Annotated in this window: 28 protein-coding genes and 1 pseudogene; 15 read left to right on the forward strand and 14 right to left on the reverse strand. The window is 36.8% G+C overall.

Translation table 11 applies throughout. The features are described 5' to 3' along the window. The first annotated feature begins 29 nt into the window (after positions 1 to 29). The 4 genes from ACIGAM_RS02305 to treF all read left to right on the forward strand — a co-directional run bounded on the left by ACIGAM_RS02305 (position 30) and on the right by treF (position 4,312). Positions 30 to 1,052, forward strand: coding sequence for a bestrophin family protein (locus ACIGAM_RS02305; protein ID WP_396509845.1), 1,023 nt, complete (start codon positions 30 to 32; stop codon positions 1,050 to 1,052). Next, positions 1,052 to 2,029: a YheT family hydrolase gene (locus tag ACIGAM_RS02310; protein ID WP_396509846.1), complete on the forward strand. Its 978-nt coding sequence runs from the start codon at positions 1,052 to 1,054 to the stop codon at positions 2,027 to 2,029. Before ACIGAM_RS02305 ends, ACIGAM_RS02310 begins: the two co-directional genes overlap by 1 nt. 78 nt (positions 2,030 to 2,107) lie before the next feature. Further along, on the forward strand, positions 2,108 to 2,620 hold the full coding sequence (locus tag ACIGAM_RS02315) for a plastocyanin/azurin family copper-binding protein (protein ID WP_396509847.1): 513 nt from the start codon (positions 2,108 to 2,110) through the stop codon (positions 2,618 to 2,620). Positions 2,621 to 2,707: 87 nt separating this feature from the next. Beyond that, entirely contained in the window at positions 2,708 to 4,312 is a 1,605-nt protein-coding gene (gene treF / locus ACIGAM_RS02320) for an alpha,alpha-trehalase TreF (protein ID WP_396509848.1), read from the forward strand. A gap of 89 nt (positions 4,313 to 4,401) precedes the next feature. Here treF and ACIGAM_RS02325 read toward each other — a convergent pair whose 3' ends face one another. From ACIGAM_RS02325 to ACIGAM_RS02335, 3 genes are read right to left on the reverse strand one after another with little or no spacing between them, the layout of a single operon-like run. Beyond that, positions 4,402 to 5,325, reverse strand: a complete 924-nt coding sequence (locus ACIGAM_RS02325; RefSeq protein WP_396509849.1) for a hydroxypyruvate isomerase family protein — start codon at positions 5,323 to 5,325, stop codon at positions 4,402 to 4,404. Beyond that, positions 5,325 to 5,963 carry a gluconate 2-dehydrogenase subunit 3 family protein gene (locus ACIGAM_RS02330; RefSeq protein WP_396509850.1) on the reverse strand — a complete coding sequence of 213 codons (639 nt, stop codon included), beginning with the start codon at positions 5,961 to 5,963 and terminating at the stop codon, positions 5,325 to 5,327. Before ACIGAM_RS02330 ends, ACIGAM_RS02325 begins: the two co-directional genes overlap by 1 nt. 2 nt (positions 5,964 to 5,965) lie before the next feature. Next, the gene (locus ACIGAM_RS02335; RefSeq protein ID WP_396510083.1) at positions 5,966 to 7,651 is read right to left on the reverse strand and encodes a GMC oxidoreductase; all 1,686 of its coding nucleotides are present in this window, start codon (positions 7,649 to 7,651) and stop codon (positions 5,966 to 5,968) included. 193 nt (positions 7,652 to 7,844) lie between these two features. Between ACIGAM_RS02335 and ACIGAM_RS02340 the strand changes: the two genes are divergently transcribed. Genes ACIGAM_RS02340 through ACIGAM_RS02365 form a run of 6 tightly spaced genes read left to right on the forward strand, consistent with a single transcriptional unit; the run spans position 7,845 to position 13,897 of the window. Next, positions 7,845 to 8,822, forward strand: a complete 978-nt coding sequence (locus ACIGAM_RS02340) for a sugar phosphate isomerase/epimerase family protein (protein ID WP_396509851.1) — start codon at positions 7,845 to 7,847, stop codon at positions 8,820 to 8,822. Positions 8,823 to 8,830: 8 nt separating this feature from the next. Beyond that, a complete protein-coding gene (locus tag ACIGAM_RS02345) occupies positions 8,831 to 10,063 on the forward strand; it encodes a nucleoside permease (RefSeq protein WP_396509852.1) in 1,233 nt (410 codons plus the stop codon). Between the two features lies 1 nt (position 10,064). Next, positions 10,065 to 11,216 carry a Gfo/Idh/MocA family protein gene (locus ACIGAM_RS02350; RefSeq protein WP_396509853.1) on the forward strand — a complete coding sequence of 384 codons (1,152 nt, stop codon included), beginning with the start codon at positions 10,065 to 10,067 and terminating at the stop codon, positions 11,214 to 11,216. 56 nt (positions 11,217 to 11,272) lie between these two features. Further along, a complete protein-coding gene (locus ACIGAM_RS02355) occupies positions 11,273 to 12,328 on the forward strand; it encodes a sugar phosphate isomerase/epimerase family protein (protein ID WP_396509854.1) in 1,056 nt (351 codons plus the stop codon). Positions 12,329 to 12,336: 8 nt separating this feature from the next. After that, positions 12,337 to 13,083: a DUF1080 domain-containing protein gene (locus tag ACIGAM_RS02360; protein ID WP_396509855.1), complete on the forward strand. Its 747-nt coding sequence runs from the start codon at positions 12,337 to 12,339 to the stop codon at positions 13,081 to 13,083. Positions 13,084 to 13,087: 4 nt separating this feature from the next. Then, entirely contained in the window at positions 13,088 to 13,897 is an 810-nt protein-coding gene (locus tag ACIGAM_RS02365) for a DUF1080 domain-containing protein (protein ID WP_396510084.1), read from the forward strand. A gap of 64 nt (positions 13,898 to 13,961) precedes the next feature. On the opposite strand, the gene ACIGAM_RS02370 is transcribed toward ACIGAM_RS02365, so the two are convergent. Then, positions 13,962 to 14,378, reverse strand: a complete 417-nt coding sequence (locus ACIGAM_RS02370; protein WP_396509856.1) for a hypothetical protein — start codon at positions 14,376 to 14,378, stop codon at positions 13,962 to 13,964. A 248-nt stretch (positions 14,379 to 14,626) separates the two neighbouring features. Between ACIGAM_RS02370 and ACIGAM_RS02375 the strand changes: the two genes are divergently transcribed. From ACIGAM_RS02375 to nadD, 3 genes are read left to right on the forward strand one after another with little or no spacing between them, the layout of a single operon-like run. Continuing rightward, entirely contained in the window at positions 14,627 to 15,487 is an 861-nt protein-coding gene (locus ACIGAM_RS02375; protein WP_396509857.1) for a YicC/YloC family endoribonuclease, read from the forward strand. 1 nt (position 15,488) lies between these two features. Next, positions 15,489 to 16,064, forward strand: coding sequence for a guanylate kinase (gene gmk, locus ACIGAM_RS02380; RefSeq protein WP_396509858.1), 576 nt, complete (start codon positions 15,489 to 15,491; stop codon positions 16,062 to 16,064). An 8-nt stretch (positions 16,065 to 16,072) separates the two neighbouring features. Next, positions 16,073 to 16,651, forward strand: a complete 579-nt coding sequence (gene nadD / locus ACIGAM_RS02385; RefSeq protein ID WP_396509859.1) for a nicotinate (nicotinamide) nucleotide adenylyltransferase — start codon at positions 16,073 to 16,075, stop codon at positions 16,649 to 16,651. Between the two features lie 56 nt (positions 16,652 to 16,707). Here the strand turns inward: nadD and lysM are convergent, their stop codons facing one another. Next, on the reverse strand, positions 16,708 to 17,202 hold the full coding sequence (gene lysM / locus ACIGAM_RS02390) for a peptidoglycan-binding protein LysM (RefSeq protein WP_396509860.1): 495 nt from the start codon (positions 17,200 to 17,202) through the stop codon (positions 16,708 to 16,710). A 217-nt stretch (positions 17,203 to 17,419) separates the two neighbouring features. Then, on the reverse strand, positions 17,420 to 18,343 hold the full coding sequence (locus ACIGAM_RS02395; protein ID WP_396509861.1) for a nicotinic acid mononucleotide adenyltransferase: 924 nt from the start codon (positions 18,341 to 18,343) through the stop codon (positions 17,420 to 17,422). A 198-nt stretch (positions 18,344 to 18,541) separates the two neighbouring features. Here ACIGAM_RS02395 and ACIGAM_RS02400 point away from each other — a divergent pair, with 198 nt between their 5' ends. Beyond that, positions 18,542 to 19,531: an NAD(P)H-dependent glycerol-3-phosphate dehydrogenase gene (locus tag ACIGAM_RS02400; RefSeq protein ID WP_396509862.1), complete on the forward strand. Its 990-nt coding sequence runs from the start codon at positions 18,542 to 18,544 to the stop codon at positions 19,529 to 19,531. On the opposite strand, the gene ACIGAM_RS02405 is transcribed toward ACIGAM_RS02400, so the two are convergent. The 5 genes from ACIGAM_RS02405 to ACIGAM_RS02425 are packed head-to-tail and all read right to left on the reverse strand — an operon-like array spanning position 19,532 to position 22,267. Further along, entirely contained in the window at positions 19,532 to 19,927 is a 396-nt protein-coding gene (locus ACIGAM_RS02405) for a hypothetical protein (RefSeq protein ID WP_396509863.1), read from the reverse strand. Between the two features lies 1 nt (position 19,928). Next, complete coding sequence (locus ACIGAM_RS02410; protein WP_396509864.1) at positions 19,929 to 20,093, reverse strand: hypothetical protein; 165 nt, start codon at positions 20,091 to 20,093, stop codon at positions 19,929 to 19,931. A gap of 58 nt (positions 20,094 to 20,151) precedes the next feature. Beyond that, positions 20,152 to 21,168: a phenylalanine--tRNA ligase subunit alpha gene (gene pheS / locus ACIGAM_RS02415; RefSeq protein WP_396509865.1), complete on the reverse strand. Its 1,017-nt coding sequence runs from the start codon at positions 21,166 to 21,168 to the stop codon at positions 20,152 to 20,154. A gap of 28 nt (positions 21,169 to 21,196) precedes the next feature. Next, positions 21,197 to 21,892 carry a hypothetical protein gene (locus ACIGAM_RS02420; RefSeq protein ID WP_396509866.1) on the reverse strand — a complete coding sequence of 232 codons (696 nt, stop codon included), beginning with the start codon at positions 21,890 to 21,892 and terminating at the stop codon, positions 21,197 to 21,199. 18 nt (positions 21,893 to 21,910) lie between these two features. Beyond that, the gene (locus ACIGAM_RS02425) at positions 21,911 to 22,267 is read right to left on the reverse strand and encodes a hypothetical protein (protein ID WP_396509867.1); all 357 of its coding nucleotides are present in this window, start codon (positions 22,265 to 22,267) and stop codon (positions 21,911 to 21,913) included. 48 nt (positions 22,268 to 22,315) lie between these two features. Here ACIGAM_RS02425 and ACIGAM_RS02430 point away from each other — a divergent pair, with 48 nt between their 5' ends. After that, positions 22,316 to 22,849: a CvpA family protein gene (locus ACIGAM_RS02430; protein WP_396509868.1), complete on the forward strand. Its 534-nt coding sequence runs from the start codon at positions 22,316 to 22,318 to the stop codon at positions 22,847 to 22,849. A gap of 81 nt (positions 22,850 to 22,930) precedes the next feature. Here ACIGAM_RS02430 and ACIGAM_RS02435 read toward each other — a convergent pair whose 3' ends face one another. The 3 genes and pseudogenes from ACIGAM_RS02435 to ACIGAM_RS02445 form a co-directional block, all read right to left on the reverse strand. Beyond that, a complete protein-coding gene (locus ACIGAM_RS02435; protein WP_396509869.1) occupies positions 22,931 to 24,529 on the reverse strand; it encodes a SulP family inorganic anion transporter in 1,599 nt (532 codons plus the stop codon). A 13-nt stretch (positions 24,530 to 24,542) separates the two neighbouring features. Further along, positions 24,543 to 25,229, reverse strand: a pseudogene (locus ACIGAM_RS02440) (carbonic anhydrase family protein); the annotation flags it as partial. A 30-nt stretch (positions 25,230 to 25,259) separates the two neighbouring features. Next, the gene (locus tag ACIGAM_RS02445) at positions 25,260 to 25,511 is read right to left on the reverse strand and encodes a hypothetical protein (protein WP_396509870.1); all 252 of its coding nucleotides are present in this window, start codon (positions 25,509 to 25,511) and stop codon (positions 25,260 to 25,262) included. Positions 25,512 to 25,619: the final 108 nt, after the last annotated feature.

The raw sequence follows: 25,619 nt of genomic DNA on the forward strand, positions 1-25,619 counted from the left end.
TTTATCTTTGACCAGAATAATAAGAACATATGCTAATTAGAAGAAATATAAGCTGGAAGTTAATTTTGCGTTATACATGGAAAGAGCTTCTGTTTTTTCTAGTTTATTCTCTAGCCATTTTTTTTGTGTACCACTATTTAGGCTGGTATTTTATAGATATACCTTTTGAACCGTTGACAGTTATAGGTATTGCTGTCTCTTTTTACCTTGGTTTTAAAAACAGTCAGAGTTATGATCGCTTTTGGGAAGGTCGTAAAATATGGGGAATGATTGTAAACTGGAGTCGCACCTGGGGTATACGAGTATTAAGCCTTATAAGTATAGATGACCCTATTGCAGAAAAAGAAATAAGGAGAGATTTATTCTACAGACATATCGCCTGGCTTAATGCCTTACGCGTTCAATTAAGACAGCCACGTACCTGGAGTCTTCAGGAAGGTGCACTAGTTGAACGTCTTTTTGACCGCCATGCTGAACGTAACCAAGAAAGTAGTGAAGTGCATCAATATGTAGGGCAGAGTGAATATGATGAGACTAAAGACAGAGCTAACCCCGCAACACATCTTTTAAAAAATCAAGCTTTAATACTACAACGCTTAAGAAAAGATCAGGTTATAGATGGCTTTCAAGAAATGCAATTACAAGAAGCTTTGGCAAAATTCTATGATTTTCAGGGGATGTGTGAACGTATAAAAAATACTCCATTTCCGAGACAATACGGTTATTTTTCTAAAGTGTTTACCTGGATATTTGTATTACTGCTTCCGCTAGGTCTATTAAATATTTTTGAAAATCACGTTTCTGAAGATATTGAACCCGCAAGACAGATTGCTTTTATGTTTTTGCAAATGATTCCGTTTACAATATTAATAATGTGGATTTTTACCACTATGGAATATGTAGGAGACAACAGTGAAGATCCTTTTGAAGGTAAAGCTAATGATGTGCCTATGACCGCGCTTTGTCGCACTATAGAAATAGATTTACGGGATATGCTTGATGAAGAGAATTTACCTGAAAGTATAAAACCTAAAGATGATATCTTATATTAATGCCATTAATTGAATCTACGTATACCGCTAAAGGGCCTTTTAAAAACACGCATTTCAACACGATTTTTGCTGCAAAGTTAAGACGTGTATACGGTGTTAAGCAAAAACGGGAACGCGTTGTTTTATCAGACGGCGATTTTATAGATATTGATTGGAGTTATTCTAAGAACACCGAGACACAATCAAAGACTGTTCTACTCTTTCATGGTCTCGAAGGGACCGCTAAAAGAACCTACATGTTAGGTACCGTAAAGCAACTCATACATAATGGTTATGATTGTGCAGCGATAAATTTACGTAGTTGCAGCGGTGAGATTAATACTAAACTAAGATCGTATCATTCTGGAGCATCAGAAGACGTGGCTGAAATTATTAGTCACATTAATGCCATTAAAGAAACTACTCAGTTATATTTATGTGGCTTTAGTCTGGGCGGCAATCTCATTTTAAAATATTTAGGAGAAAACCGAGAACGACCAGACAATATTATTGCTGCTGTTGCCATTTCTACTCCCATAGATTTATTTGATTCTCTAGGAGCTTTAGAAAAACGCGGAAACTGGGTTTATAGATGGTCATTTCTCAAAGATTTACGCGCAAAATACAAGATGAAACTCCTTAATTTTCCTGAAGGATTAAATGCAGAGAACTATAAAAAAATTAAATCGCTGCGCTTATTTGATGAGTATTATACGGCTCCTGCTCACGGCTTTAAAAATGCCCTTGACTATTACACAAAGAGCAGCAGTAGTCAGTTTTTAAAGCAAATAAAAGTACCTGTATTGCTTTTAAATGCTAAAGACGACAGTTTTCTAAATGAAAAATGTTATCCTGTTTCAGTCTCTAAATCGCACAAATTTATACATTTAGAGATGCCTGATAGAGGGGGTCACGTAGGGTTTATGACCACTAAAAGAACTACCTATAATGAGGAGCGCACACTAGCTTTTTTTAATACACAAATTCCTAAATCTTAAAGTATTCCTATTAACCATAGAGAGTGTTGGCTCACTCTAAATTGTTACGTATATTAGCCCTTACCAAAACAAAAACTAATGAAAACATTTAAACTCACACTTATTTTTGCGCTTTCTCTATTACTTGTAAACTGCGGAGATAAAGAAAATAAGGAAGAAAAAGAAACTGTAAAAATTGGCGCTAACAACACATCTACGTCTAAGAAAGCTGACGAGAATGTAACTGAAGTTGTTCTTCTAGCCACAGACTTAATGCAGTTTGATAAGAATGAAATTCGCGTTGCTGCAGGTAAAAAAGTAAAATTAACCTTACGTCATACTGGTAAACAACCTGTTGAAGTTATGGGTCACAATTTTGTTTTGTTAACGCAAGGCACAGAGATTCCTGCTTTTGGCGCTAAAGCTTCTGCAGCTAGAGATAACGGTTATATTCCAGAAGGTACAGACGAAGTAATCGTAAATACAAAAATGTTAGGTGGCGGCCAGTCAGATACTATAGAATTTGATGCACCTGAACCTGGTACCTATGAATTTATTTGTAGTTTTCCCGGTCATTATAGTGTAATGAAAGGTAAGTTTATTGTAGAGTAAACTGCATAACTTAAATACTAACTAAAAGCCCAAAAGTTATCAGAACTGATCAATTTTTGGGCTTTTTAGCACTAAAAAAAGTCTGATATGATTAAATGCTATTCCCTAATACTTGCAACCCTAATGACATTTTCAGTTACTTCCTGTAAAAAAGAATCTAAAACAGATTCTGCTATGCAGGAGCCAATAAATTTTCCTAATAAAAATCTAGATCCTATAGATCGTTATGGTAATCTTCTTATAGATGTACAAACCAATCGCGTATTTCCTGACGGAAAGACATTTGTAGATTGCGAACCTAAATTTCCTTCAGACAGTATTTTAGCAAATTACAATCGTCTTAAAGAACTTCCTGATTTTGATTTAAAAGCATTTGTACTTGAGAATTTTACACTCCCTGAGATTTCTACTTCAACTTTTGAATCTGATACTACTCGTACAACAGCAGAACATATTAATGCACTTTGGCCCTATTTAAAAAGAGATGCAGATGCGGTAGAAAATGGCTCTAGAATCTCATTACCCAATGCCTATATTGTACCCGGCGGTCGTTTTCAAGAAGTATATTATTGGGATAGTTATTTTATTTTATTAGGATTGAAAGATGCCGGTGAGGTTGAATTAATTGAAAATATCTTAGATAACTTTGCATATCAAATAGAGACTATAGGTTTTATCCCTAACGGAAACAGAACTTACTATCTAGGTCGATCACAACCTCCATTTTTTGCTGAAATGGTAAACCTTCTTGCAAGTATTAAAGAGGAGAAAGAAGTGTTTTTAAAATATCACGATGCCCTTGAAAAAGAATATGATTTCTGGATGAAAGGAGGAAAAGGTCTTACCGAAGATTCTGCTATAGACCGTGTTGTAAAAATGCCAGACGGAAGCTTATTAAACAGATACTACAGTAATACCATAACTCCCCGTGCAGAAAGCTATCTTGAAGATGTTACGACGGCAGAAGAGTCTGGTAGAAATGCCGCAGAAGTATATCTAAATATTTCAGCAGCCTGCGAGAGCGGTTGGGACTTTAGTAGCAGATGGTTTGAAGACCCTAATGATATTGCGACTATACAAACTACTGAGATCATTCCTGTAGATTTAAATGCACTACTTTACAATCTTGAACAAACGCTCGCTAAAGCACGTAGGTTTGATAGCGACAAAGAAGGAGCTGAAGAGTTAGTTGCTGCTGCAGACACTCGTAAAGACGCAATTAACACCTATTTGTATGATTCTAAAAAAGGTGTTTACACAGATTATAATCTAACTAAAAAATCTGCATCTCCTACCCTTTCTCTAGCTATGGTTTATCCCCTGTATTTTAAAGTTGCCTCACCGCAGCAAGCAGAATCAGTAGCTAAAGTTTTAGAAAATCAATTTTTAAAACCGGGAGGTCTGGTTACCACTCTCAAAATTAACACCCAGCAGTGGGATAGTCCTAACGGTTGGCCTCCCCACCAGTGGCTTGCAATACGTGGTCTTGAAGCCTACGGAAAGAATGCACTTGCAGAACAGATTTCTTCAAGATGGTTGCGTCTTAACGATCAGGTTTACAAACGCACTGGTAAAATGCTTGAAAAATATAACGTGATAGACACGTCTCTCGTTGCAGGTGGTGGCGAATACCCTACTCAAGATGGTTTCGGGTGGACAAATGGGGTTTATTTAGACCTTAAAAAGAATTAATCACCAAGTAGGTTTACCTATCTTAAAAGCAGAATAAAAACAGGGGTGACTTTTAAAAAAAGTCACCCCTGTTTTTTGATGCAGATCTCTTAAAGAAAATTATCACAAGCAATGTAAGCATTTATAACAGCTTGCTCTCCTGCAATACCGGGCTGTGAATTACCGTGCTCCATTCCTAAAATACCTTTGTATCCTTTGTTATATATATGCTTAAATATATTCTTATAATTAATTTCACCGGTAGTAGGTTCTTTGCGTCCGGGATTATCTCCCATTTGAAAATAAGCAATCTCATCCCAGCAGGCGTCAATATTAGGTAAAAGGTTACCCTCCTGTATTTGCTGGTGATAAATATCAAACAAGATTTTACAAGCAGGACTATCTACTGCTTTACAAATTTGAAAAGCCTGCGCACTTTCTTTTAAAAACAAACCAGGATGATTATAAAAATTTAGCGGCTCTAAAACCATAACTAAACCTTCAGATTCTAGAAGCCCAGCAGCCTGTTTCAAAGATTCAATAACGTGTGCTGTTTGATAATTTATATTCTGAGACATATCTACATATCCCGGCACAACAGTCATGTATTTTGCACCCACTCGTTTAGCAACTTCTGTGGAAGTTTTTATATCTGTGAGAAACTCATCACGAAGATCTAATTTTCCGCTTGTGAGGTTTGGGGCTGTCCAGTAAATTTTATGCGCGACAAAAACACCCATTTGCATATTACGCTGCTGCATAACCTGAGCCATTTTATTTTGTACTGCAACTTCACGATTACGCATCTCGTTATCTTCAAAAGCAGTAAAACCTTGATCTGCCATAAAATGAAGCTGCGCTATAGGATCATCGCCTGCACTATTTTTAAACATTCCTAAATGTGGTGCATAATGTAGATTAAATGTATGCCGAGGCAATTTAATCTCGTTTTGCATCGCAAATAATTGAGAACCACCCAGAGCTAAAAAGGAGCCACTAAGGGCTCCTTTCTGTATAAATACACGTCTTTTCATTAGAGTGACATCACTTTTCCACCGCCAGCTTCAGATTCTGGTAAACAGCCAATGTAAGCTCCCGGTATAGGATCGTACCACAATACGTTTTCACCCACTTCTTCACTGTTTTTCCAAGCCCAAACCCCAAGATCGCGTACGGCATTCAAATATGCATACGATCCTGCGTGAGCATCAAAATCTGCTTTTGGAGCATCGGGGTCTTGAGTTTCAGAAATTCGTTTTACATACCCATCGCGTGTTTCTGTGTCAGCTCCTAAATATTTTGCAACGGCACTTTCAAAATCTTCATCTTTACCGTCTATCAATTCTTTGTCGTAGTTTTCTTTAAAACTTAGCGCAAAAGCATTAGCTCCAGATTTGAACTCTTCTTTTTGCTTATCTCCGGCCACTTCATTCATGTAGCTATCAATAAACTGAGCTAAATTTAAATCTGATGCTCCCGGAGTATCGCCTTTAGGCAAAATCACATCGAGCACTTTTGTTAATGCGTAGCCATTAGTAGCATTTAAAAAAACGGGCTCCCAATCACTTTTTGGTTCGCTTTTACAACTTTGCAATAAGTTAAAAACAGCAGGGGCTACCATTACATAACCAGCACCCAGACCTATATTTTTTAAAACCTGTCTTCTTTTCATAATTAAGCGAATTTTCCGTTTTTGAATTCATCTGCTGCATGCTTCGCAGCTCTTGCAGTAAAAGCCATATATGTCAGTGATGGGTTTACACAACTTGCTGAGGTCATAAATGAACCGTCTGTAACATAAACATTAGGAACTGCGTGAACCTGATTGTTTCCATTAAGCACAGAGGTTTTAGGATCTCTACCCATACGAGCGGTTCCCATCTCATGGATTCCTAGTCCCGGTGCTCCAGGATTATCATAAGGTTTCACATCTTTAAAACCAGCGTTAGTAAGCATTTCTACTGCTTGTAGCTTCATATCCTTACGCATTTCCCACTCGTTCTCTTTCCACTCAGCATCAAAAGTGATTGTAGGTAATCCCCACTTATCTACTTTGTCATAATCTAAGCTCATTTTATTCTCGTGATACGGTAAGCATTCCCCAAAAGCGGTAATACCTATCGTCCAGCCTCCCGGCTCAGAAATTGCTTTTTTAAGATCTTCACCATATTTCATTTCGGCTACAGCTTCAGTCCAGTCACCACGGCTTGCACCACCTTGATAGCCGTAACCTCTTTTAAAGTTAGGTTGATCTGTATCGCCACCTACATTTCTAAAACGCGGAATGTAAAGTCCGTTTGCACGGCGACCTTTGTAATATTTATCTTCAAAACCATCAAACTTTCCAGAAGCTCCTACCTGAAAATGGTGATCCATAATATTGTGTCCTAATTCTCCACTGTCGTTTCCTAATCCATTTGGAAAACGATCAGATTTTGACTGCATTAAAATAGATGCAGAAGCGATTGCAGAAGCACATAAGAAGATAACTTTTGCGTTAAAAGTCATCTCTTCTTTAGTTTCAGCATCAATAACTTTAACTCCTGTTGCTAATTTTGTTGCATCATCATAAACCACTTCTTTTACAATGCTAAACGGTCTAAGCGTCATATTACCTGTTTTTTCAGCAGCAGGTAATGTAGATGAGTTACTACTAAAATAAGCTCCAAACGGGCAACCACGCATACAACGGTTTCTATATTGACAGGCAGATCTACCTTCAAAAGTTTTATCTGTATAGGTAATATGTGCCGTACGCCCTATAGTAACCAAGCGGTCTTTATAGTTCTGCGCCATATTTTTCTTAAGATGTTCTTCAACACAATTTAGATCCATTGGCGGGCCAAACTGGCCATCAGGCAATTGAGGTAACCCTAAATTCTCACCACTTACTCCTATATATTCTTCAACCTTATCATACCAGGGCGCAATATCATTATAACGCACTGGCCAGTCAACAGCAACACCTTCTTTTTTATTCGCCTCAAAATCAATATCGCTTAATCGGTAACTCTGGCGTCCCCACATAATGGAGCGGCCTCCTACGTGATAACCACGCATCCAGTCAAAACGTTTTGTTTCGTTATAGGGGTGTTCTAGATCATTTACAAAAAAGTGGCTGTGGGCCTTGTTTGTAGTATATCCTGTACGCGCCTGCTTAAATTGCTTAGCCTCTTCTTCTTTTGTAGGTTGTCCTTTAAATTTGAAATCCCAGGGATCCATATTCATTGTAGGATAATCTTCAATATGCCTCACCATACGGCCGCGTTCAAGAACTAAAGTCTTAAGACCTTGTTCACTTAATTCTTTGGCAGCCCAGCCGCCGCTAATTCCAGTACCCACCACAATGGCGTCGTACATTTCTTCAGGTTTAATACTACTCACGTTTTTTCTAGTTTTTTGATAATATATTCTAGCCAATGCTATCAAATATATAAATTTTAAGTTATTTTTTAGTTAAACCAAAAAAAGTATAATTTAGAGATCTTATATATTTTGCACCTTTTTCACCCAATATTGAGGCTCGTGCAAATCAACCTAATTTACTCAACCAATGAACGTTAAACTCTTACTAACAACCCTAATACTACTCTCGGTTATCTCGTGTAAAAACGAAAATAAAACTGAAAATAATGTAGATGAAAGCGTTGTAGTTACTCAAAATGAACCATTTTTCAAGATTTCTCTCGCACAGTGGTCACTCAATAAAGCTATTCGCAGCGGAGAAATGAACCCCCTTGACTTTGCAGAAAAAGCTAACGAGATGGGTTTTGAAGGCATTGAATATGTAAGTCAATTATACACACCTTTAATGGAAACATTTTCTGATGATAAAACCGCATTAGATTCTATTCTTCCTAAACTGAAAGCCAAGTCTGAAGAATTTAATGTGCAAAACGTTTTGATAATGGTTGATGCAGAAGGAGATCTTGCTGTAGAAGATGAGGATGAGCGTAATACCGCTGTAGAAAATCATAAAAAATGGATTGATGCCGCCGCTTATTTAGGCTGTCACGCAATTCGCGTTAATTTGATAGGCGCTCCAGATAAGGAGGTTTGGAAAACTAGCGCAATAGATGGTCTGGGGAAATTAGCAGAATATGGAGCTTCTAAAAACATAGACGTAATTGTCGAAAATCACGGCGGCTTTTCTTCTAATGCAAAATTATTAATGGAAGTTATCAATACTATTGATAAACCCAATTGCGGTACGCTTCCTGACTTTGGAAATTTTTGTGTAAAACGTGAAAATGGTGCTCAATGGGATGGTGCCTGTGTAGAGGAATATCCAAGATATCAAGGCATCGAAGAAATGATGCCAAAAGCTTTAGCCGTTAGCGCAAAGACTTATAACTTTGATGAAGCAGGAGAAGAAACCATTATGGACTTTACCAAGATTCTTCAACTTGTAAAAAATGCGGGATACACCGGCTTTATAGGTATTGAATATGAAGGTGAGAACCTCACCGCCGAAGAAGGAATTATAAAAACTAAAGAATTACTACTTTCTGCAGCACAAAATCTTAACTAATATTTTTTATGAAATCATTTATTCGCGTACAGCTATCAATTATGATGTTTCTGGAGTTTTTTATCTGGGGCGGCTGGTTTGTTACATTAGGTACCTTTATGGGGCAAAATTTAAATGCTACCGCCGGCGAGATAGGCGCTGCATTCTCAACACAATCCTGGGGAGCAATTATTGCCCCATTTATAATTGGGTTAATTGCAGACCGGTACTTTAATGCAGAACGTATTCTGGGTGTCCTTCATCTTATAGGCGCTGTTCTTATGTATCAAATGGCAAATGCTACAGATTTTGCGGCTTTCTACCCCTATGTTTTAGGGTATATGATTGCCTATATGCCAACTCTTGCCTTAGTAAACTCAGTATCTTTTAGACAGTTAAAAGACCCTGCAAAAGAGTTTTCTTACATACGTGTATTTGGCACAATAGGGTGGATTGTTGCCGGGGTGGTTATTAGCTATATATTTTTCTGGGATAGTACCGAAGCATTAGCTGCAGGCGCTCTTAAAAACACTTTTTTAATGACCGCTATTGCTTCGGCAGTATTGGGTATTTTCAGTTTTACATTACCTAAAACACCTCCTGTTGTTGCTAAAGGAGAAAAAATAGGATTACGTGATATTTTAGGACTTGATGCGCTTTCACTTCTTAAAGACCGAAACTTTCTTGTATTCTTCCTATCTTCTATTCTCATTTGTATTCCGTTAGCTTTTTATTATCAGAATTTGAGTCCGTTTTTGACTGAAATAGGTATGGAAGGTTCAACTGCCAAGGCAGCAATTGGTCAGGTTTCTGAAGTATTATTTATGCTTTTACTACCATTGTTTTTTAAACGATTTGGCGTAAAATATACGTTGCTTATAGGTATGGCTGCGTGGGCAGTCCGCTATTTATTATTCGCTTACGGTAATGCAGACGAGCTCGTATTTATGTTGTTTATAGGTATTGCATTACACGGTATTTGTTATGATTTTTTCTTTGTTTCAGGACAAATTTATACAGATAGTAAAGCGGGAGAAAAGTTTAAAAGTTCGGCACAAGGCCTTATCACATTAGCCACCTACGGTGTAGGTATGTTAGTAGGTTTCTTTATAGCAGGTAAAGTAACAGACAGTAATTTGCTGAGTGAAGGTGTTCACGACTGGAATGGCATCTGGACATTTCCAGTGCTGTTTGCTGTAGCTGTTATGGTTCTTTTTGCTATATTTTTCAAGAACGAAAAAGTAGAAGAAAAACATTTATAAGATGAAAAAATTAAAAATGGGAATGGTAGGCGGTGGCCAGGGCTCTTTTATAGGAGATGTACACCGTAGAGCCTCCAGAATAGATGGGATGATAGATTTAGTTTGTGGTGCCTTTAGCAGTGATGCAGAACGTAGCCTTAAATCTGCCGAAGCATTAGGCGTTGCTCCCGAGCGTGCTTATAAAAGCTTTGAAGAAATGATTAAAAAGGAAGCGCTGCTCCCTGAAAAAGAGCGTATGGATTTTGTTTCTATCGTGACTCCTAATCATATGCATTTTCCACCAGCTAAATTGGCACTAGAATCTGGTTTTCACGTTATTTGTGATAAACCCGTTACACTTACGCTAGAAGAAGCTTTTGAACTTCAAAAAGTGGTTAAAAGCAGCGGGAAAGTATTTGCTCTGACGCACAATTACACTGGTTATCCTATGGTCAAGCAAGCGCGACTAATGGTTGAAAATGGTGATCTGGGCGAACTACGCAAAGTAGTTGTTCACTATTTACAAGGGTGGATGTCTACCGCTGTTGAAGAAACCGAAAACAAACAAGCCAGCTGGCGCGTTGATCCTAAAAAATCTGGAATTGGCGGTGCTTTAGGCGACATAGGCACGCACGCTGAAAACTTAACCGAATATATCACGGGTAAAAAAATTGTAGAAGTTGCTGCTGACCTCAGCAGTTTTGGCGCAGGGCGTGTTTTAGATGATGACGGTAATATTTTATTGCGTCTTGAAGGTAATACTAAAGGCTCTTTGAGTATTTCACAAATAGCAACCGGTGAAGAAAACAACCTGGGCATACGTGTTTATGGTACAAAAGGAAGTGTAGCTTGGTATCAGGAAAATCCAAATGAGCTTACCGCATATTGGTTAGACAAGCCGAAACAGATTTACACTCCGGGTGGAAACGGCACCTATGCAGAATCTACTGAATATACCCGAGTTCCTCCTGGTCATCCGGAAGGTTATTTAGAAGGTTTCGCGACCATTTATAGAAGCTTTGCTAAAGAAGTTCTTGCTGTAAAAGAAGGCGCAGCTTGCTCTGAACGACCAGATTTCCCAACTATAGATGACGGTTTAAGAGGCATGCAGTTTATATACGCATCTGTCGCATCAAGTGATAATAACGCCGCCTGGGTTAGCTTAACAAATTAATAATTCAAAAACGCAGCGTCACTTAGGCGCTGTGTTTGTATAAAACAAACAACCAAATGAAAACCATAAAAGGCCCTGCAGTATTTCTCGCTCAGTTTATGGACGATAAAGAACCCTTCAATTCTCTTGACGGGTTGTGTAAATGGGCAAGCAATCTAGGTTATAAAGGAATTCAAATCCCTACCTGGGAAACCCGGTTAATCGATCTTAAAAAAGCAGCAGAAAGTAAAACCTATTGCGATGAACTTAAAGGTAAAGTAAACAGCTACGGTCTAGAGATTACCGAACTGTGTACACACCTTCAAGGGCAACTGGTCGCAGTACATCCCACTTACGATGAGATGTTTGATAATTTTGCTCCAGAAGGTTTTAAAAACAACCCAAAAAAACGTCAGGAATGGGCTGTTAATCAATTAATGTATGCTGCAAAAGCAAGTAGAAATCTTGACATAGACGTTCACGGTACATTTAGTGGTGCATTACTTTGGCATACTTTTCACCCGTGGCCACAACGCCCACCGGGATTAGTAGAATTAGGATTTAAAGAACTTGCAGATCGCTGGACTCCTATTTTAAATGCTTTTGACGAGCAGGGAGTTGATGTTTGCTATGAAGTGCATCCTGGAGAAGATATTCACGATGGTGTAACTTTTGAACGTTTCCGCGAAGCGACAGGCAATCACAAACGGGTAAATATTTTATACGATCCCAGCCATTTTGTACTTCAGCAATTAGATTATATTGAGTACATAGATAACTACCACGAGTTTATAAAGATGTTTCACGTTAAGGATTCAGAGTTTAATCCTACGGGAAAGAAAGGTGCTTTTGGCGGTTATGGCGACTGGAGAGATCGTGCAGGACGTTACCGCTCTTTAGGCGATGGTCAGATCGATTTTAAAACCATTTTTACAAAACTTACCGAATACAGCTGTGAAGTATGGGCAGTTATGGAATGGGAATGCTGTATCAAATCTCCTGAGCAAGGAGCACGAGAAGGAGCTCCCTTTATTGCCAGTCATATTATAGAAGCTACAGAAAAAGCTTTTGATGATTTTGCAGGTGCGGAAACTGACGAAGCTAAATTAAAACGAATTTTAGGCATTAAATAAATATCACCATGAAAAAAATCACATTAATATTAGGTCTTGCTTTAGCACTTTTTGCTTCGTGTAAAGATCAACCTAAAGATTCTGAAAAAGAAGAAGTAGCAGTTACCGAAGCTGATGAAACGCAATCAGAACCTGATGACTGGACTGTTCTTTTTGACGGTAGCAGTCTAGACAGTTGGCATGTATATAATGGTGCCGAGCCTACACAATGGAAAGTTGTTGACGACGCTTTAGTTTTTACACCAGCAGAAAAACGGGAAGGAACCGAGAATCTGGTTACAGACAGTACCTATACGAGTTTTGTCTTAAGTCTTGACTGGAACATTTCAGAAGGTGGAAACAGCGGGATATTATGGGGTGTACAAGAGAATCCTGAGCTCAATGAACCTTATTACACAGGTGCCGAAATACAAGTATTAGATGATGAGCGTCATCCTGATGCTAAAGCAGGAACAACACATCGTTCTGGAGCTTTATATGATATGATCGCAGCTCCTGAAGGTATTGTAAAACCTGCCGGTGAGTGGAATACTTATGAGATCACTATTGATTATGATAACAATAAAGGTATTGTAGTTATGAATGGTGAAGAAGTTGTAACATTTCCGGTTACTGGTGAAGAATGGGATGCTATGGTTGCAAAATCTAAGTTTGCAGATTGGGAAGCATTTGCTAAGGTAAAATCGGGAAAAATCGCCTTACAAGACCACGGAAATCAAGTTTCCTACCGAAATATAAAAATCAAACAACTTTAATATGATGATTAAAAAAACATTTATACTTCCGGCTCTGGCTGCAGGTTTGTTAATCTCCTGTAATACTTCCGAAGAAAAGAAGAGCGACGAAACTACTGCTCCAACACAAGACACCACTGCGGTGGTTGAAGAAGCCCCCATAACAGACCCTAAAGAAACTGAAGTTTGGGAACCAGAACCGGCTGTAGTAAGTTTTAATGAAAAAGGTGTCCCTTCTGACGCGGTTGTATTGTTTAATGGTGAGAACCTTGATGCCTGGAAAAGCGCAACAGACTCTATCGTAAATGCGCCCTGGCAGATAAACAAAGACGGCTCAATGACTGTTGTAGGCGGTACGGGTGATATTCAAACAAAAGAGTCTTTTGGTGACATGCAATTGCACGTCGAGTGGCAAGCTCCGCAAGTTGTTGAAGGAGAAGGACAGGGCCGAGGTAATAGCGGAATCTTTTTACAGGGCTTATACGAAGTACAGGTTTTAAATAGTTTTGAAAACCGCACCTATGCTAACGGGCAGGCAACTGCAATCTATAAGCAAAGTATCCCACTAGCAAATGCTACAAAGCCCACGAAAGAATGGCAATCATATGATATTATCTACCATCAACCGGTCTTTGATACCGAAGGTAACAAGACACAATCTGCTACTGTAACTGTTTTACATAATGGTGTTTTAGTGCAAGATAATGTTGAGATACAAGGTACTACCGAATATATAGGGAAACCTAAAAATGAAGCTCACGGTGAAGGTCCTATTAAACTACAGGATCACGGAAACCCGGTAAGTTTTAGAAACATTTGGCTGCGCAAGCTGTAGATCTTTTCTTATAAATTAAAAGAGCTCCTTACAAAGGAGCTCTTTTAATTTGTCATTTTGATAATTAGTTTTCAAAACTATGCATTAGATTAACTAAATCTATCAATTGCTTTGGAGGGTTTCCGTGATCAAATGTTCGCGTTTCTAATAAAGAATCTCCTTTTTTCACTTTTAAAGTTGCCATTGCTGCGCCATCATAAGTATGAGCTTCAGAAGGTGCTGCAATCCTATTGAGCTTTTCTACAGATATTTTGTCTAAAGCTTCCTTTAAATCACTTTTCTGTTTATCATTTAATGCGATTGCTTTTGAAGGAATCGTGTCTTTTGCCTTTTTAAATATACAGCTATCATTTGTTACGCGCACTTGCTCAAAAAAACCTCTTGAGCTTGCTGTATAAATAACTTCATCAACCTGTGTTTCCTGACTGCATCCTTTTACCGTTACAAGAAAAATAAGAGCAGAAAATATGTAATTTATCATACGCCGAAAGTAGAAAATGCACTTCTAATAATAATTGACATTAGAATTAAATTAACTAATGCTCAGCATTGTAACCATTCTTTTTAAGTAATTGAAGCTTAAAATTCCTTTTAGCAAAATATACCTTGTTTTTTAACCGTTTAATTATGAACTATTAATTTTAGACATAAATAATAGCCTGTATTCGTAAAATTCTAAAAGAGGCTTAACCATTCTGTTTTGCTATCTTTGAAAATTAAATTATTTGCATGATAAAATCTATGACCGGTTTTGGGAAATCTGTTAATCAGCTTCCCACAAAAAAAATTACCATTGAGATTAAATCTCTTAACAGCAAGAGCCAGGATCTTAATGCGCGTATTCCTTCCTTTTACAGAGAGAAAGAATTAGAGTTACGAAACCTTGTGGCCAAAAGACTAGAGCGTGGTAAAATAGATTTTAGTTTATATGTTGAACTTAATGGAGAAGAAACCAGCACCTCAATTAATGCTGATGTTGTAAAACAATATATCAAGCAATTGCAAGCTGTTTCTCCCGGTGCAGATGAGGTTGAACTTTTAAAAATGGCTGTGAGATTGCCTGACGCGCTTAAAACCGAACGAGATGAGATTGACGATGAAGAATATAAAACCATCTTAACCGGTCTTGAAACTGCCCTAGATGCCATTGATAGTTATAGAATTGACGAAGGCAAAGTACTTAAAGAAGATTTTGAATTACGTATTTCAAATATCTCGACTTACTTGGAGGATGTTAAAACTTTAGACCCAGAGCGTATGCAGGGTGTTCGCGAGCGTCTTATAAAAGCGGTGAGCGATCTAAAAACAGAAGTAGATGAAAATCGTTTTGAGCAGGAACTTACTTATTATTTAGAAAAGTACGATATCACAGAAGAGAAAGTACGTTTAAACAACCACTTAGAGTACTTTCAGAAATCATTGAAATCTGTAGATTCTAATGGTAAAAAACTAGCTTTTATAAGTCAGGAAATGGGAAGAGAAATAAATACTATAGGCTCTAAATCTAACTACGCACCAATGCAGCAAGTTGTTGTACGCATGAAAGACGAACTAGAAAAAATTAAAGAACAACTTTTAAACGTACTTTAAAATGACTGAAGGAGGTAAATTAATTGTTTTTTCGGCACCTAGCGGAAGTGGGAAAACAACCATTGTAAGGTGGCTTTTAGCTAAAGAAGAATTAAATCTGGAATTTAGTATCTCAGCTGCATCTCGAGAACCCAGACCTACAGAACAAGATGGTGTTGACTATTATTTTCTTTCATTAAAAGAGTTTAAACGTCGTATTAAAACTGAAGAGTTTTTAGAATGGGAAGAGGTTTACCGAGATAATTTCTACGGCACTTTAAAAAGTGAAGTAGAGCGCATCTGGAAACTTGGCAAACACGTTATTTTTGATATCGATGTTGTAGGTGGTTTAGATATAAAAAAACTATATCCAGAACGTACACTTGCCGTATTTGTGAAGCCTCCCAGTATTGAAGAGTTAAAAATAAGATTGAAAAAACGCAAAACCGAAAGTGAAGATCGCATAAATATGCGTGTAGCTAAAGCCAGTATTGAGCTTGCTACCGCTCCACAATTTGATCATATTATTGAAAATAACGATCTTGATATTGCCTTAATTGAAGCATACGATCTGGTTACAAAATTTGTAACAAACTAATCTCAAATATGAAAATAGGGCTATACTTTGGTACATTTAATCCTATTCATATAGGGCATTTAATTATTGCAAACCATTTTGCTGAATACAGCGACCTTGACAAAATATGGATGGTGCTTACACCGCATAATCCATTTAAAAAGAAGAGTAGTCTTTTAGATAACAACCATAGATATCAACTTGTTTTAGAAGCTTTAGAAGCCTACCCTAAAATTGAAGCGAGCACAATAGAATTTAATTTGCCACAACCTAATTATACTACAAACACCTTAGCCCATCTTAAAGAAAAATACCCACAACATGAGTTTAGTTTGATAATGGGAGAAGACAACTTAAAAACGCTTCATAAATGGAAAAACTATGAGGTGATTTTAGAAAACCATGAGATTTACGTTTACCCTCGAATTTCAGAAAAGCAAGAAGAAAATAATTTGATAAACCACGCTAACATACACGTTGTCGACGCTCCTGTTGTAGAAATCTCTTCTACATTTATTCGCAAAGCACTTAAAGAAGACAAAAACTGCAGACCATTATTACCAGACCCGGTTTGGGTTTATATAGATCAAATGAATTTTTACAGATAAAAAAAGCCGCTTCAATATGTTGAAGCGGCCTTTTTTATTTATACGTTTTTTAAAACTTAATCAAGATTAGGAATACGTAACATTTGACCAGGATAAATTTTGTCTGGGTCTTTTAACATCGGTTTGTTTGCCTCAAAAATAACAGGGTATTTCATAGCATTGCCATAAAATTTCTTTGCTATTTTACTTAACGTATCTCCTGATTCTACAGTGTGAAACTGAGCTTCAGGCTCAGTATGATCAACTTCCATGCGATCATCTACCTGTGCAATACCTTCTACATTACCCACTACAAGCACCACTTTCTCCTTTGTGGTTTGATCTTTAGCTTTACCAGAAACAACGGCAGACTCGCCAGAAATAGTTACCTCAAGATTTTCTACTTCAAGACCTAAATCACTAATTGTTTCTTTTAAAGAAGATGCTGCTTTTTTATTTGCCTCAGCTACAGCTGCGGCTGCTTCTGCTTTTTTTTCTGCAGCTTCTTCAGCTGTACTTTTACCGATTCCTATTTTTGCTCCGGCATTTTTAATAAATGAAAATAATCCCATAACTTTATTTCTAGTATTAGTTAGTTTTAAGAATGTAAATTACAAAATAGCATCTTAAGAGTATAATAAGAGTAATCTAAATCTATGTGAATCTTTAAAGCTGCATTTTTCATTTCTGTTTTATCAAAATCATAGTGTTGCTACGTCTAAAAATTAAAAAAATCGCCTTAAGAATAAACTCTCAAAGCGATTTCTAACTAACCAACCAAAAAATTATCTACTTCTTTATCGTTTTCATTTGCTTAATAGTTTGTTCTATTTCGCTTTGCTTAACTCTGCTTTTCCCCTCTTCAGGTGTTTTGTATGCTATATATCCTTTTCCTCTAAAACGATACTCAGTACCTGATGAAGGTTGATATAACGAGATTGTTGAATCGTCTAGAATAGAAAGCTCAAAAAATTCATTTTGAAAGTAATCATAATCTAGCGTAAGAGTCTTTAAATAAGCATTATTAGTAACATCCTGTACTTCATATATTCCTGTATAATCCCAGTAAATCGAGTTAACAGAAGTTCCGTTAGGATCTTGAGAACTTTCAAAATTTCCACCATCTGAAGCCGGTAAAAACTGAAGGAAATTCTCTGCGTCAAATTCGTTAATGGCTCCTTGTTTACTGGTGTATATTTTTTCCCACGCTGCATATTCCTGCAAAAAGAAATGGATGTTGTCGTAAAAAATACGGTCAAAATCAAAAGTGTTGCGTTGATATCCTTTAAGTATGTAAGAAGTTCGCAATGGTCTATTGTATAATTCTATGCTTCCGTTTGCTAACAAGCTTACTTCAAAAGAATAAAAACCATCTATATCGTGACTAATATCAAGATCGTAATCAAATAGATCATAATAGCCTACCGGAATACCAAAACCATTACCTTGACCGCCTATTGCAACCAGATTGTTATTTGCTCTTAAGTATCCGTTTATAAATGATAACGTAAATGCTTTTTCCATAAAAGGAATTGCAGCATTACCTTTAGTTTGCTCTATATCTACATACCATAATTCATACGAATTAAGAACTTCCCCAAGAGATAGTTGTGGCTCAATAATCACCTCATCTTCTAAATAGACATCTGTATAACACGATGTAAACATTGACAGTATAAGAGCAAAACCGCTAAGTAATTTTATAGTTCTCATGATTGTAAGTTTTTAAGTTAATAACTCAAGGAATCGTTTTCTAAATAACTATTCCTGTAAATTCTTAGCATTGACGTCTGGCTTGTGAATTATATTAACTGTTAACCAAACCGCGTGCCAAAAAATAATGGAGGTGGTTTTCAAGGTTTTAGGTGGGCTAGAAAATCTGTACTTTTGAGGTAGTAAACAAATTAGATTATGAGCTTAAAATTTGGGGTTTTAGGAGGCGGAAGTTGGGCAACGGCAATTGTAAAAATGTTATCAGAAAACCTTAATGAGGTAGGTTGGTACATGCGTAGTAATTATGCTTTAGAACACATCAAGAAAGAACAGCACAATCCCAATTACCTAAGTGCGGTAGAGTTTAATCCTGCACAATTGAAACTAAGTAATGATATTAATGAAATTATTGAATACGCAGACTATTTAATATTTGCGATACCATCTGCATTTGTGGGTAAGGAATTAGAACAGGTAACCGCTAGTTTTAAGGATAAAATAGTTTTTTCGGCTATTAAAGGTATTGTTCCTGAAACTGGGCAAATTGTAGGCGCGCATTTTCACGATAAATATGATATCCCTTTTAAAAATATAGGAGTAATCACCGGTCCTTGTCACGCAGAAGAAGTGGCTCTTGAGCGCCTTTCTTACCTCACGATTGCTTGTGCAGATGAAGCCCACGCAAAAGTAATGGCAAAGTATTTAAGCAGCGATTATATTAAAACTACCATAAGCGATGACACGATAGGCACTGAGTATGCTGCAATGCTTAAAAATATTTATGCAATTGCTGCCGGTATAGCTCACGGCCTGGGCTATGGCGATAACTTTCAAAGTGTATTAATGAGCAATGCGATACGCGAGATGAAAAAGTTTATCAAAAAAGTGCATAAAATGAAGCGTAACATAAACGATTCTGCCTACTTGGGAGATTTATTGGTGACGGGTTATTCTGTATTTAGCCGCAATAGAATGTTTGGTAATATGATAGGTAAAGGCTATACGGTTAAAAGCGCTCAAATGGAAATGAGTATGGTTGCAGAGGGCTACTATGCAGCCGAAAGTGCTTTCAAAATAAATGAAAAATTAGGTGCTAAAACACCCATTATTGACGCTGTTTACGACATCCTATACAAAGGAAAAGACCCAAAAAAAACATTTATCAAGCTTACTGAAAAAGTAGATTAATTACTCTGCCAGCACACCTTCTTTTAGCATGGCAGGCACAGGGCCTAAATTATGATCTTGTATACTACCCGCTGCAAAAACAAATGTTTTTTCGTAAAGTTTTCCGTCTAGAAAATAGGTAACTGCAAACTGATTTGTAAGCTCAAGAACACTATCTTCAATAAATTCAATTTTAGCAAAGGATTTTGAAGGCAGCTTCTCTAATTTATGACGCATTTGACTCGTCACTTGATTTGAACTATACCCGTTAGAGACAATCATAACCAACTCTAAATGGTGCGCTGTATCGTTTGTGATGTAGGCATTCCAGTCTGTCGTACGGTGGTCTTCATTAAACTCCTTTACCGCAGCAATGTAAACACCAGAAACCTCAGGTATATTAATATCTTTACGCATATTAGTCGTTTACTTTCCACATAATCCATAAAGCTAAAAGCGCAAGTGCCATTATCCCTAAGAATATACTTCCTATCATAATTTTAATAGCTGCTATGACAAACGTCAAATAAGCTACAGCGACAAGTGCGATAGCAAGAACCGCAATTACAAGATACTTTTTCATAGCAACTACTATTTTATAAACCTGAGGAAGTTTCCGCAGGAGGTAAGTTTATAACTGTTTAAAGAGCGCTCTTAAACTGATTTAAGAAGCGTAAATCGTTTTCACTAAGCAAACGGATGTCTGATATCTGATGTAATAATAAAGCGATACGATCTATGCCCATACCAAATGCGAAACCACTATATTCTTTAGAATCTATACCGCAATTTTCAAGTACATTAGGGTCTACCATTCCGCAGCCCATAATTTCTAACCAGCCGGTTCCCTTAGTCATTTTGTAATCTGTCTCCGTCTCAAGACCCCAATACACATCTACTTCTGCACTAGGCTCTGTAAATGGAAAATAAGAAGGTCTTAAGCGTATTTTACTTTTTCCGAACATCTCTGTCGTAAAATGCTGAAGCGTTTGCTTCAAGTCTGCAAATGAAACATCTTTATCTATATACAAGCCTTCTACCTGATGAAAAAAGCAATGTGAACGAGCAGATATTGCTTCATTACGGTATACTCGACCTGGAGAAATTGTACGTATTGGCGGCTTATTAGCTTCCATATAACGTACTTGTACAGATGAAGTATGCGTACGCAACAAAACGTCTGGATCTGTTTGTATAAAGAATGTATCCTGCATATCACGTGCAGGGTGATATTCTGGCAAGTTAAGTGCCGTAAAATTATGCCAGTCATCTTCAATCTCAGGACCTTCAGACACATCAAAACCTATACGTGAGAATATATCAATGATTTGATTCTTAACAATAGATATAGGATGACGTGAACCTAATACTACAGGCTCTCCGGGTCTGGTTAAATCACCATAAATACCTTTATCTTCTACTACCTCAAGACTAGCTTTCAACGCATCTACTTTCTCTTGAACTACCGTTTTAAGGGTGTTTATCGTTTGCCCAAATTCTTTTTTCTCTTCGTTGGGTATATTCTTAAATTCAGAGAAATACTCATTAAACAAACCTTTCTTCCCTAAAAATTTAATTCTGAAAGATTCTGTTTCTTCGAGTGATGTAGTTGTAAACGCTTCCGCTTCTGCGATAAGCTCTTTTATTTTTTCTAGCATAATTCCTTTAAATTAGGAAGGCACAAATTTAAGAAATATAGGTGGCTTGGGCTTTATTGTCTCTAAAAATATATAAGAGTATAAAGAAAACAGCAGTGCCGCCAAAAAGGTGCCATAACCAATGGGTTCCCATCCAAAATATTTCAAAATCAAGTCTGTTATCAAGTACTCTAAACACTACAGCAAAGCCAAAAATCACAAAAGCTATAATAGCAGGTCGTGCATTACGCCAGTTAGTTTTAGATAAATAGCCGAGTATAGGTATAAGTATAGTAAGTGCGCTTATTAAATAACCTAAATTATGTTCTAAATTTTCACTTACAGGTAAATACCTCAACCCAATAAAAGCTAAACCTATTGCCACTATAAAAAAGAGACGTTTCTTCCAGGTATCTTTCCATTTAAAAACAAAATATAATATAGCTGCAAAACTAAGACCTCGTATAGGCACCCAATCAATAAGCAAATAAGCCTCAGAACTACGCAACCCGTGATATAATGTACCTCCTATATACCCAATAAATATAAAGGGAAGCGTAAGCATTAAAAACCATTGATTCTTAGGCTCTTTATATATACGTATTCCAAAATAGATTACGATAAATAGAAAAATGAGGTTACTATATGTGTTAAAAGGCTCTACAGGAAATCGACCCGCAATAGTCTCTTTATAAATAGGACCTGTATCATTAGGAAATACATCCTGCAATAGCGCTAATAGCATAGGCTGAATTACTCTGAATTAATGAACTAATTCTTTTTCTAAAAAATACTGTACAATAGCCTCTTTCATAAGCAAAGATTGCTCACCAGATTTAAGTGTAGGTAATTGATCTATAACTTCATAATGAGGCCACCCATCTGCATCTTGATAATCAAATTTATAATAGCCAAAAGGCTCTAACAATCTACAGATTGCAATATGCATTAAATCAAGCTTATCGTCCTTTTTAAATTTTTTACCGGGTTGCCCTAATTCCTGCACCCCTATTAAATATATAATCGCATCAAGATCTAATGTATCACCATCTGCAAACCGTGCAGAGAGTTTTGTTACTATCTGGTCCCAGCGTTCTTTAAGTTGTTCATCTCTTGCCATAGCCGCAAATATAATCAACAAGCTTCTTAAAAATAGTATTTTTAACGTATGAACTATCTTGATATTATTCTAGGGATTTTTTTGATTCTAGGCCTTTATAAAGGCATTAAAAATGGACTTCTAATTGAGCTGGCATCAATTATTGCTTTAGTAATTGGTGTTTATGGTGCAATTCATTTCTCATACTACGCTGTAGATTATCTTAACGATAAGGTAGACTGGAGTGAGCAGACTATAAATCTACTTGCTTTTGCACTTACTTTTATAATCATAGTACTAATTATTAGTCTAGCCGCTCGCTTATTAACTAAGGTTGCGTCTCTAATTATGTTAGGCGTAGTCAATAAAATCCTGGGTGGGCTATTTGGTCTACTAAAAGTAGCCTTTATACTAAGTGTAATTATTATGTTTAGTTCTGCAGTTACAATGACTATTATAGACGATAAAATTAGAGAAGAATCTATTGTCTATAATGCTATACAACCCATAGCTCCTTTAGTACTGCCTAATTTACTTAGAGAAGTAGATAAGCTAAAAACGGAAGATCCTGTGAATTCTCAATTAGAACTCGAGCCTGCTTAATTTAGACCTCATTTAAACGAAATATTATTAAATAAAAAACGCCGGTAATTACCGGCGTTTTCATTTTATCAAACAGCTTCTTTATGCAGAAACCTTCAGATTGTCTTTCTTTGCCTGGCTAAAAAATTGCTCATAGCTTTCTGGGTTTTCAATAGTACCGCGCTCAGAAATAATCTTAACGTTTATATTTTTATCCTGTGCTCTAAAACTGAAATCATCTAAAATCTCTATAATATCTTGATCTAGATAACGCGTTTTGCGCACGTCAATTTCTAAAAATGAATTTTCGTGTAGATTGTTTAACTCTTTCATAATGGCCCCTTTATTTATAAAAGTCACCTCTTCGGCTAAAGTCATTTTTACAACATCAAGTCCTGTTTCCTCTTCTCTTACAATATGTAAAAAGTGGGAATTCTGATAATTTTTAATAAGAATAACAACGATTCCTACTGCAAGACCTAAACTAATACCCACAAGTAAATCTGCAAATACAATACCTAGTACTGTTATAATAAAAGGAATAAATTGTTTCCAACCTAAAGTCCACATACGTTTAAATGTTGAAGGCTTAGCAAGCTTATAACCTACTAAAAATAATACCGCAGCCAATACAGAGAGCGGAATTAGGTTTAGCACGTTAGGAACTAATATTACAGAGATCAATAATAAAAACCCGTGAATTATCGCAGACATTTTAGTTTGACCACCAGATTGAATATTTGCAGAACTACGTACAATTACCTGTGTTATTGGCAGTCCTCCAATCATTCCCGAAATTATATTACCGGCACCTTGTGCAAAAAGTTCGCGGTTTGTAGGCGTTGTGCGTTTTTTTGGATCTAGTTTATCTGTAGCCTCCACACAAAGTAAGGTTTCTAGACTCGCAACAAGAGCAATTGTAAATGCGGTTATCCATATCTGAGGCTCTGTGATAACGCTAAAGTTAGGAAACGTAAATTGACCTATAAATGAGTCAAAATCATCTGGTACAGGTACTTTTACTAAATGATCATTAGAAATACCCCAGGCTTCAGAATCCTGAGTAAATATGTAATATAGAATACCTAACACTACAGCAACTAAAGGACCTTGTACTAATTTGAAAATCTTCCCCTTCTTACTAAGTACTGCATCCCAAAGAATAAGAATAAACATGGCTACAAATGCAATGGCAGTTGCACCCGGACTTATACTATCAAATATTTGCCCTATTTCAGTAAAGGTATTTCTACCATCTACCTGAAAGAATGCCCAGTCTCCTTCGGGATCAGAATCATAACCAAAAAAATGTGGGATTTGCTTTAGTATAATTATGATACCTATACCGGTCAACATTCCTTTTATAACCGAGGAAGGAAAATAATATCCAATAATCCCAGCTTTTAAAACTCCAAATAATAATTGTATTGCACCTCCCAAAACTACTGCTACAAGTAAATTTTCGTAACCTCCAAGCGTAGAGATTGCAACTAATACAATTGCAGATAACCCAGCAGCAGGACCACTAACACCCAGGCTAGAGCCACTCATTGCTCCCACAACGACACCACCAACGATACCTGCTATTAATCCTGAAAATAAGGGAGCGCCACTTGCTAATGCAATACCTAAACATAGAGGAAGCGCAACAAAAAATACGACTACACTAGCCGGAAAATCGTTTTTTAAATTTTTAAACATGGTTGGTTACTTATTAGATTAACGTTACTTTACCTGTAGTGATAGAATAAACACCTCCCACAATTTTAATCTCTCCGGCATCCTCCATTTCTTTTAGAACTTCACTTTTCTCACGGATGCGGTCTATTGTAAGTTTCACATTATTCTCAACTACACCAGCGACAAATTCATCATTTTTAGAATTACGCTCTCCGTTAGTTTTTGTGTATTCAACAGCAGGTTTAATATTGCTTAGCAAATGGGTAATGTTACCTAATTTAACATCATCACAAGCAGCTTTTACAGCACCACACGACTCGTGACCTAGCACCATTACAAGTTTGCTCCCCGCAACTTTGCAAGAATATTCCATACTGCCCAGCATATCTGCATTCTCAAAATTACCTGCAACTCTAGACACAAAAATATCACCTAACCCTTGATCAAAAACCATTTCTACAGGCACTCTAGAATCAATACACCCTAGTATTACCGCTTTAGGCCATTGCCCGCCCGTAGTATCTTTTATTTGAGCGCTAAAGTCTCTTTGATGCATTTCTTTATTTACAAAACGCTCATTACCCTGTACTAAATCTTTTAGTACAGCATCTGGTGTTAAGCCATCTTGAATCTGTTTATTTATTGCTGAAGTTATCATTATTTCGAAATTTTTAAATTTTATATAATAGCGTATACCCTCATTACACGATGTAAGAAGGGAAAATTTTCTAGGTTATATTAGGGAAGTTAACTAAGCTTTGGGGGGAGGAGATGCAGGGTCTAGATATATACTATACGCAAACTGATTGTACGTATAAACAATAGCCTTCTGCTCCTTGAACTCGATGAATGAGAACACTAAGTAATCGTGCGTGATTTTTGTATTTTTTTCAAGCTCATTTGCGGTATTAGAACCTTTTTCTTCTTCAGTCATAGGAATGACTAATGACTTGGCATCTTTCTGAACAATAGATACAACAGCCGGTGTGACTAAAAAAGCCACAAATAGAAAAAGAAAAAAACAGGTTCTTAAGTGCAAATTCTCATTATTTTTTACAAGTTAGTAAAAGTAGCGAAGTGTTCTTAAAGAAATCTTAATTTTACGATAAAT

Source organism: Leeuwenhoekiella sp. NPDC079379, assembly GCF_044542075.1.
Lineage (GTDB): Bacteria > Bacteroidota > Bacteroidia > Flavobacteriales > Flavobacteriaceae > Leeuwenhoekiella.

Excerpts from the sequence above, each read along its gene's own strand:
- gmk (WP_396509858.1), top strand. The coding sequence starts at position 15,489 with ATGACTGAAGGAGGTAAATTAATTGTTTTTTCGGCACCTAGCGGAAGT.
- ACIGAM_RS02335 (WP_396510083.1), bottom strand. The coding sequence starts at position 7,651 with ATGTACGACGCCATTGTGGTGGGTACTGGAATTAGCGGCGGCTGGGCT.
- ACIGAM_RS02375 (WP_396509857.1), top strand. The coding sequence starts at position 14,627 with ATGATAAAATCTATGACCGGTTTTGGGAAATCTGTTAATCAGCTTCCC.
- nadD (WP_396509859.1), top strand. The coding sequence starts at position 16,073 with ATGAAAATAGGGCTATACTTTGGTACATTTAATCCTATTCATATAGGG.
- ACIGAM_RS02315 (WP_396509847.1), top strand. The coding sequence starts at position 2,108 with ATGAAAACATTTAAACTCACACTTATTTTTGCGCTTTCTCTATTACTT.
- lysM (WP_396509860.1), bottom strand. The coding sequence starts at position 17,202 with ATGGGATTATTTTCATTTATTAAAAATGCCGGAGCAAAAATAGGAATC.
- ACIGAM_RS02365 (WP_396510084.1), top strand. The coding sequence starts at position 13,088 with ATGATTAAAAAAACATTTATACTTCCGGCTCTGGCTGCAGGTTTGTTA.
- ACIGAM_RS02330 (WP_396509850.1), bottom strand. The coding sequence starts at position 5,963 with ATGAAAAGAAGACAGGTTTTAAAAAATATAGGTCTGGGTGCTGGTTAT.
- ACIGAM_RS02340 (WP_396509851.1), top strand. The coding sequence starts at position 7,845 with ATGAACGTTAAACTCTTACTAACAACCCTAATACTACTCTCGGTTATC.
- ACIGAM_RS02325 (WP_396509849.1), bottom strand. The coding sequence starts at position 5,325 with ATGAAAAGACGTGTATTTATACAGAAAGGAGCCCTTAGTGGCTCCTTT.
- ACIGAM_RS02350 (WP_396509853.1), top strand. The coding sequence starts at position 10,065 with ATGAAAAAATTAAAAATGGGAATGGTAGGCGGTGGCCAGGGCTCTTTT.
- ACIGAM_RS02355 (WP_396509854.1), top strand. The coding sequence starts at position 11,273 with ATGAAAACCATAAAAGGCCCTGCAGTATTTCTCGCTCAGTTTATGGAC.
- ACIGAM_RS02360 (WP_396509855.1), top strand. The coding sequence starts at position 12,337 with ATGAAAAAAATCACATTAATATTAGGTCTTGCTTTAGCACTTTTTGCT.
- ACIGAM_RS02430 (WP_396509868.1), top strand. The coding sequence starts at position 22,316 with ATGAACTATCTTGATATTATTCTAGGGATTTTTTTGATTCTAGGCCTT.
- ACIGAM_RS02420 (WP_396509866.1), bottom strand. The coding sequence starts at position 21,892 with ATGCTATTAGCGCTATTGCAGGATGTATTTCCTAATGATACAGGTCCT.
- ACIGAM_RS02400 (WP_396509862.1), top strand. The coding sequence starts at position 18,542 with ATGAGCTTAAAATTTGGGGTTTTAGGAGGCGGAAGTTGGGCAACGGCA.
- ACIGAM_RS02425 (WP_396509867.1), bottom strand. The coding sequence starts at position 22,267 with ATGGCAAGAGATGAACAACTTAAAGAACGCTGGGACCAGATAGTAACA.
- ACIGAM_RS02405 (WP_396509863.1), bottom strand. The coding sequence starts at position 19,927 with ATGCGTAAAGATATTAATATACCTGAGGTTTCTGGTGTTTACATTGCT.
- ACIGAM_RS02395 (WP_396509861.1), bottom strand. The coding sequence starts at position 18,343 with ATGAGAACTATAAAATTACTTAGCGGTTTTGCTCTTATACTGTCAATG.
- treF (WP_396509848.1), top strand. The coding sequence starts at position 2,708 with ATGATTAAATGCTATTCCCTAATACTTGCAACCCTAATGACATTTTCA.
- ACIGAM_RS02305 (WP_396509845.1), top strand. The coding sequence starts at position 30 with ATGCTAATTAGAAGAAATATAAGCTGGAAGTTAATTTTGCGTTATACA.
- pheS (WP_396509865.1), bottom strand. The coding sequence starts at position 21,168 with ATGCTAGAAAAAATAAAAGAGCTTATCGCAGAAGCGGAAGCGTTTACA.
- ACIGAM_RS02370 (WP_396509856.1), bottom strand. The coding sequence starts at position 14,378 with ATGATAAATTACATATTTTCTGCTCTTATTTTTCTTGTAACGGTAAAA.
- ACIGAM_RS02435 (WP_396509869.1), bottom strand. The coding sequence starts at position 24,529 with ATGTTTAAAAATTTAAAAAACGATTTTCCGGCTAGTGTAGTCGTATTT.
- ACIGAM_RS02345 (WP_396509852.1), top strand. The coding sequence starts at position 8,831 with ATGAAATCATTTATTCGCGTACAGCTATCAATTATGATGTTTCTGGAG.
- ACIGAM_RS02310 (WP_396509846.1), top strand. The coding sequence starts at position 1,052 with ATGCCATTAATTGAATCTACGTATACCGCTAAAGGGCCTTTTAAAAAC.
- ACIGAM_RS02410 (WP_396509864.1), bottom strand. The coding sequence starts at position 20,093 with ATGAAAAAGTATCTTGTAATTGCGGTTCTTGCTATCGCACTTGTCGCT.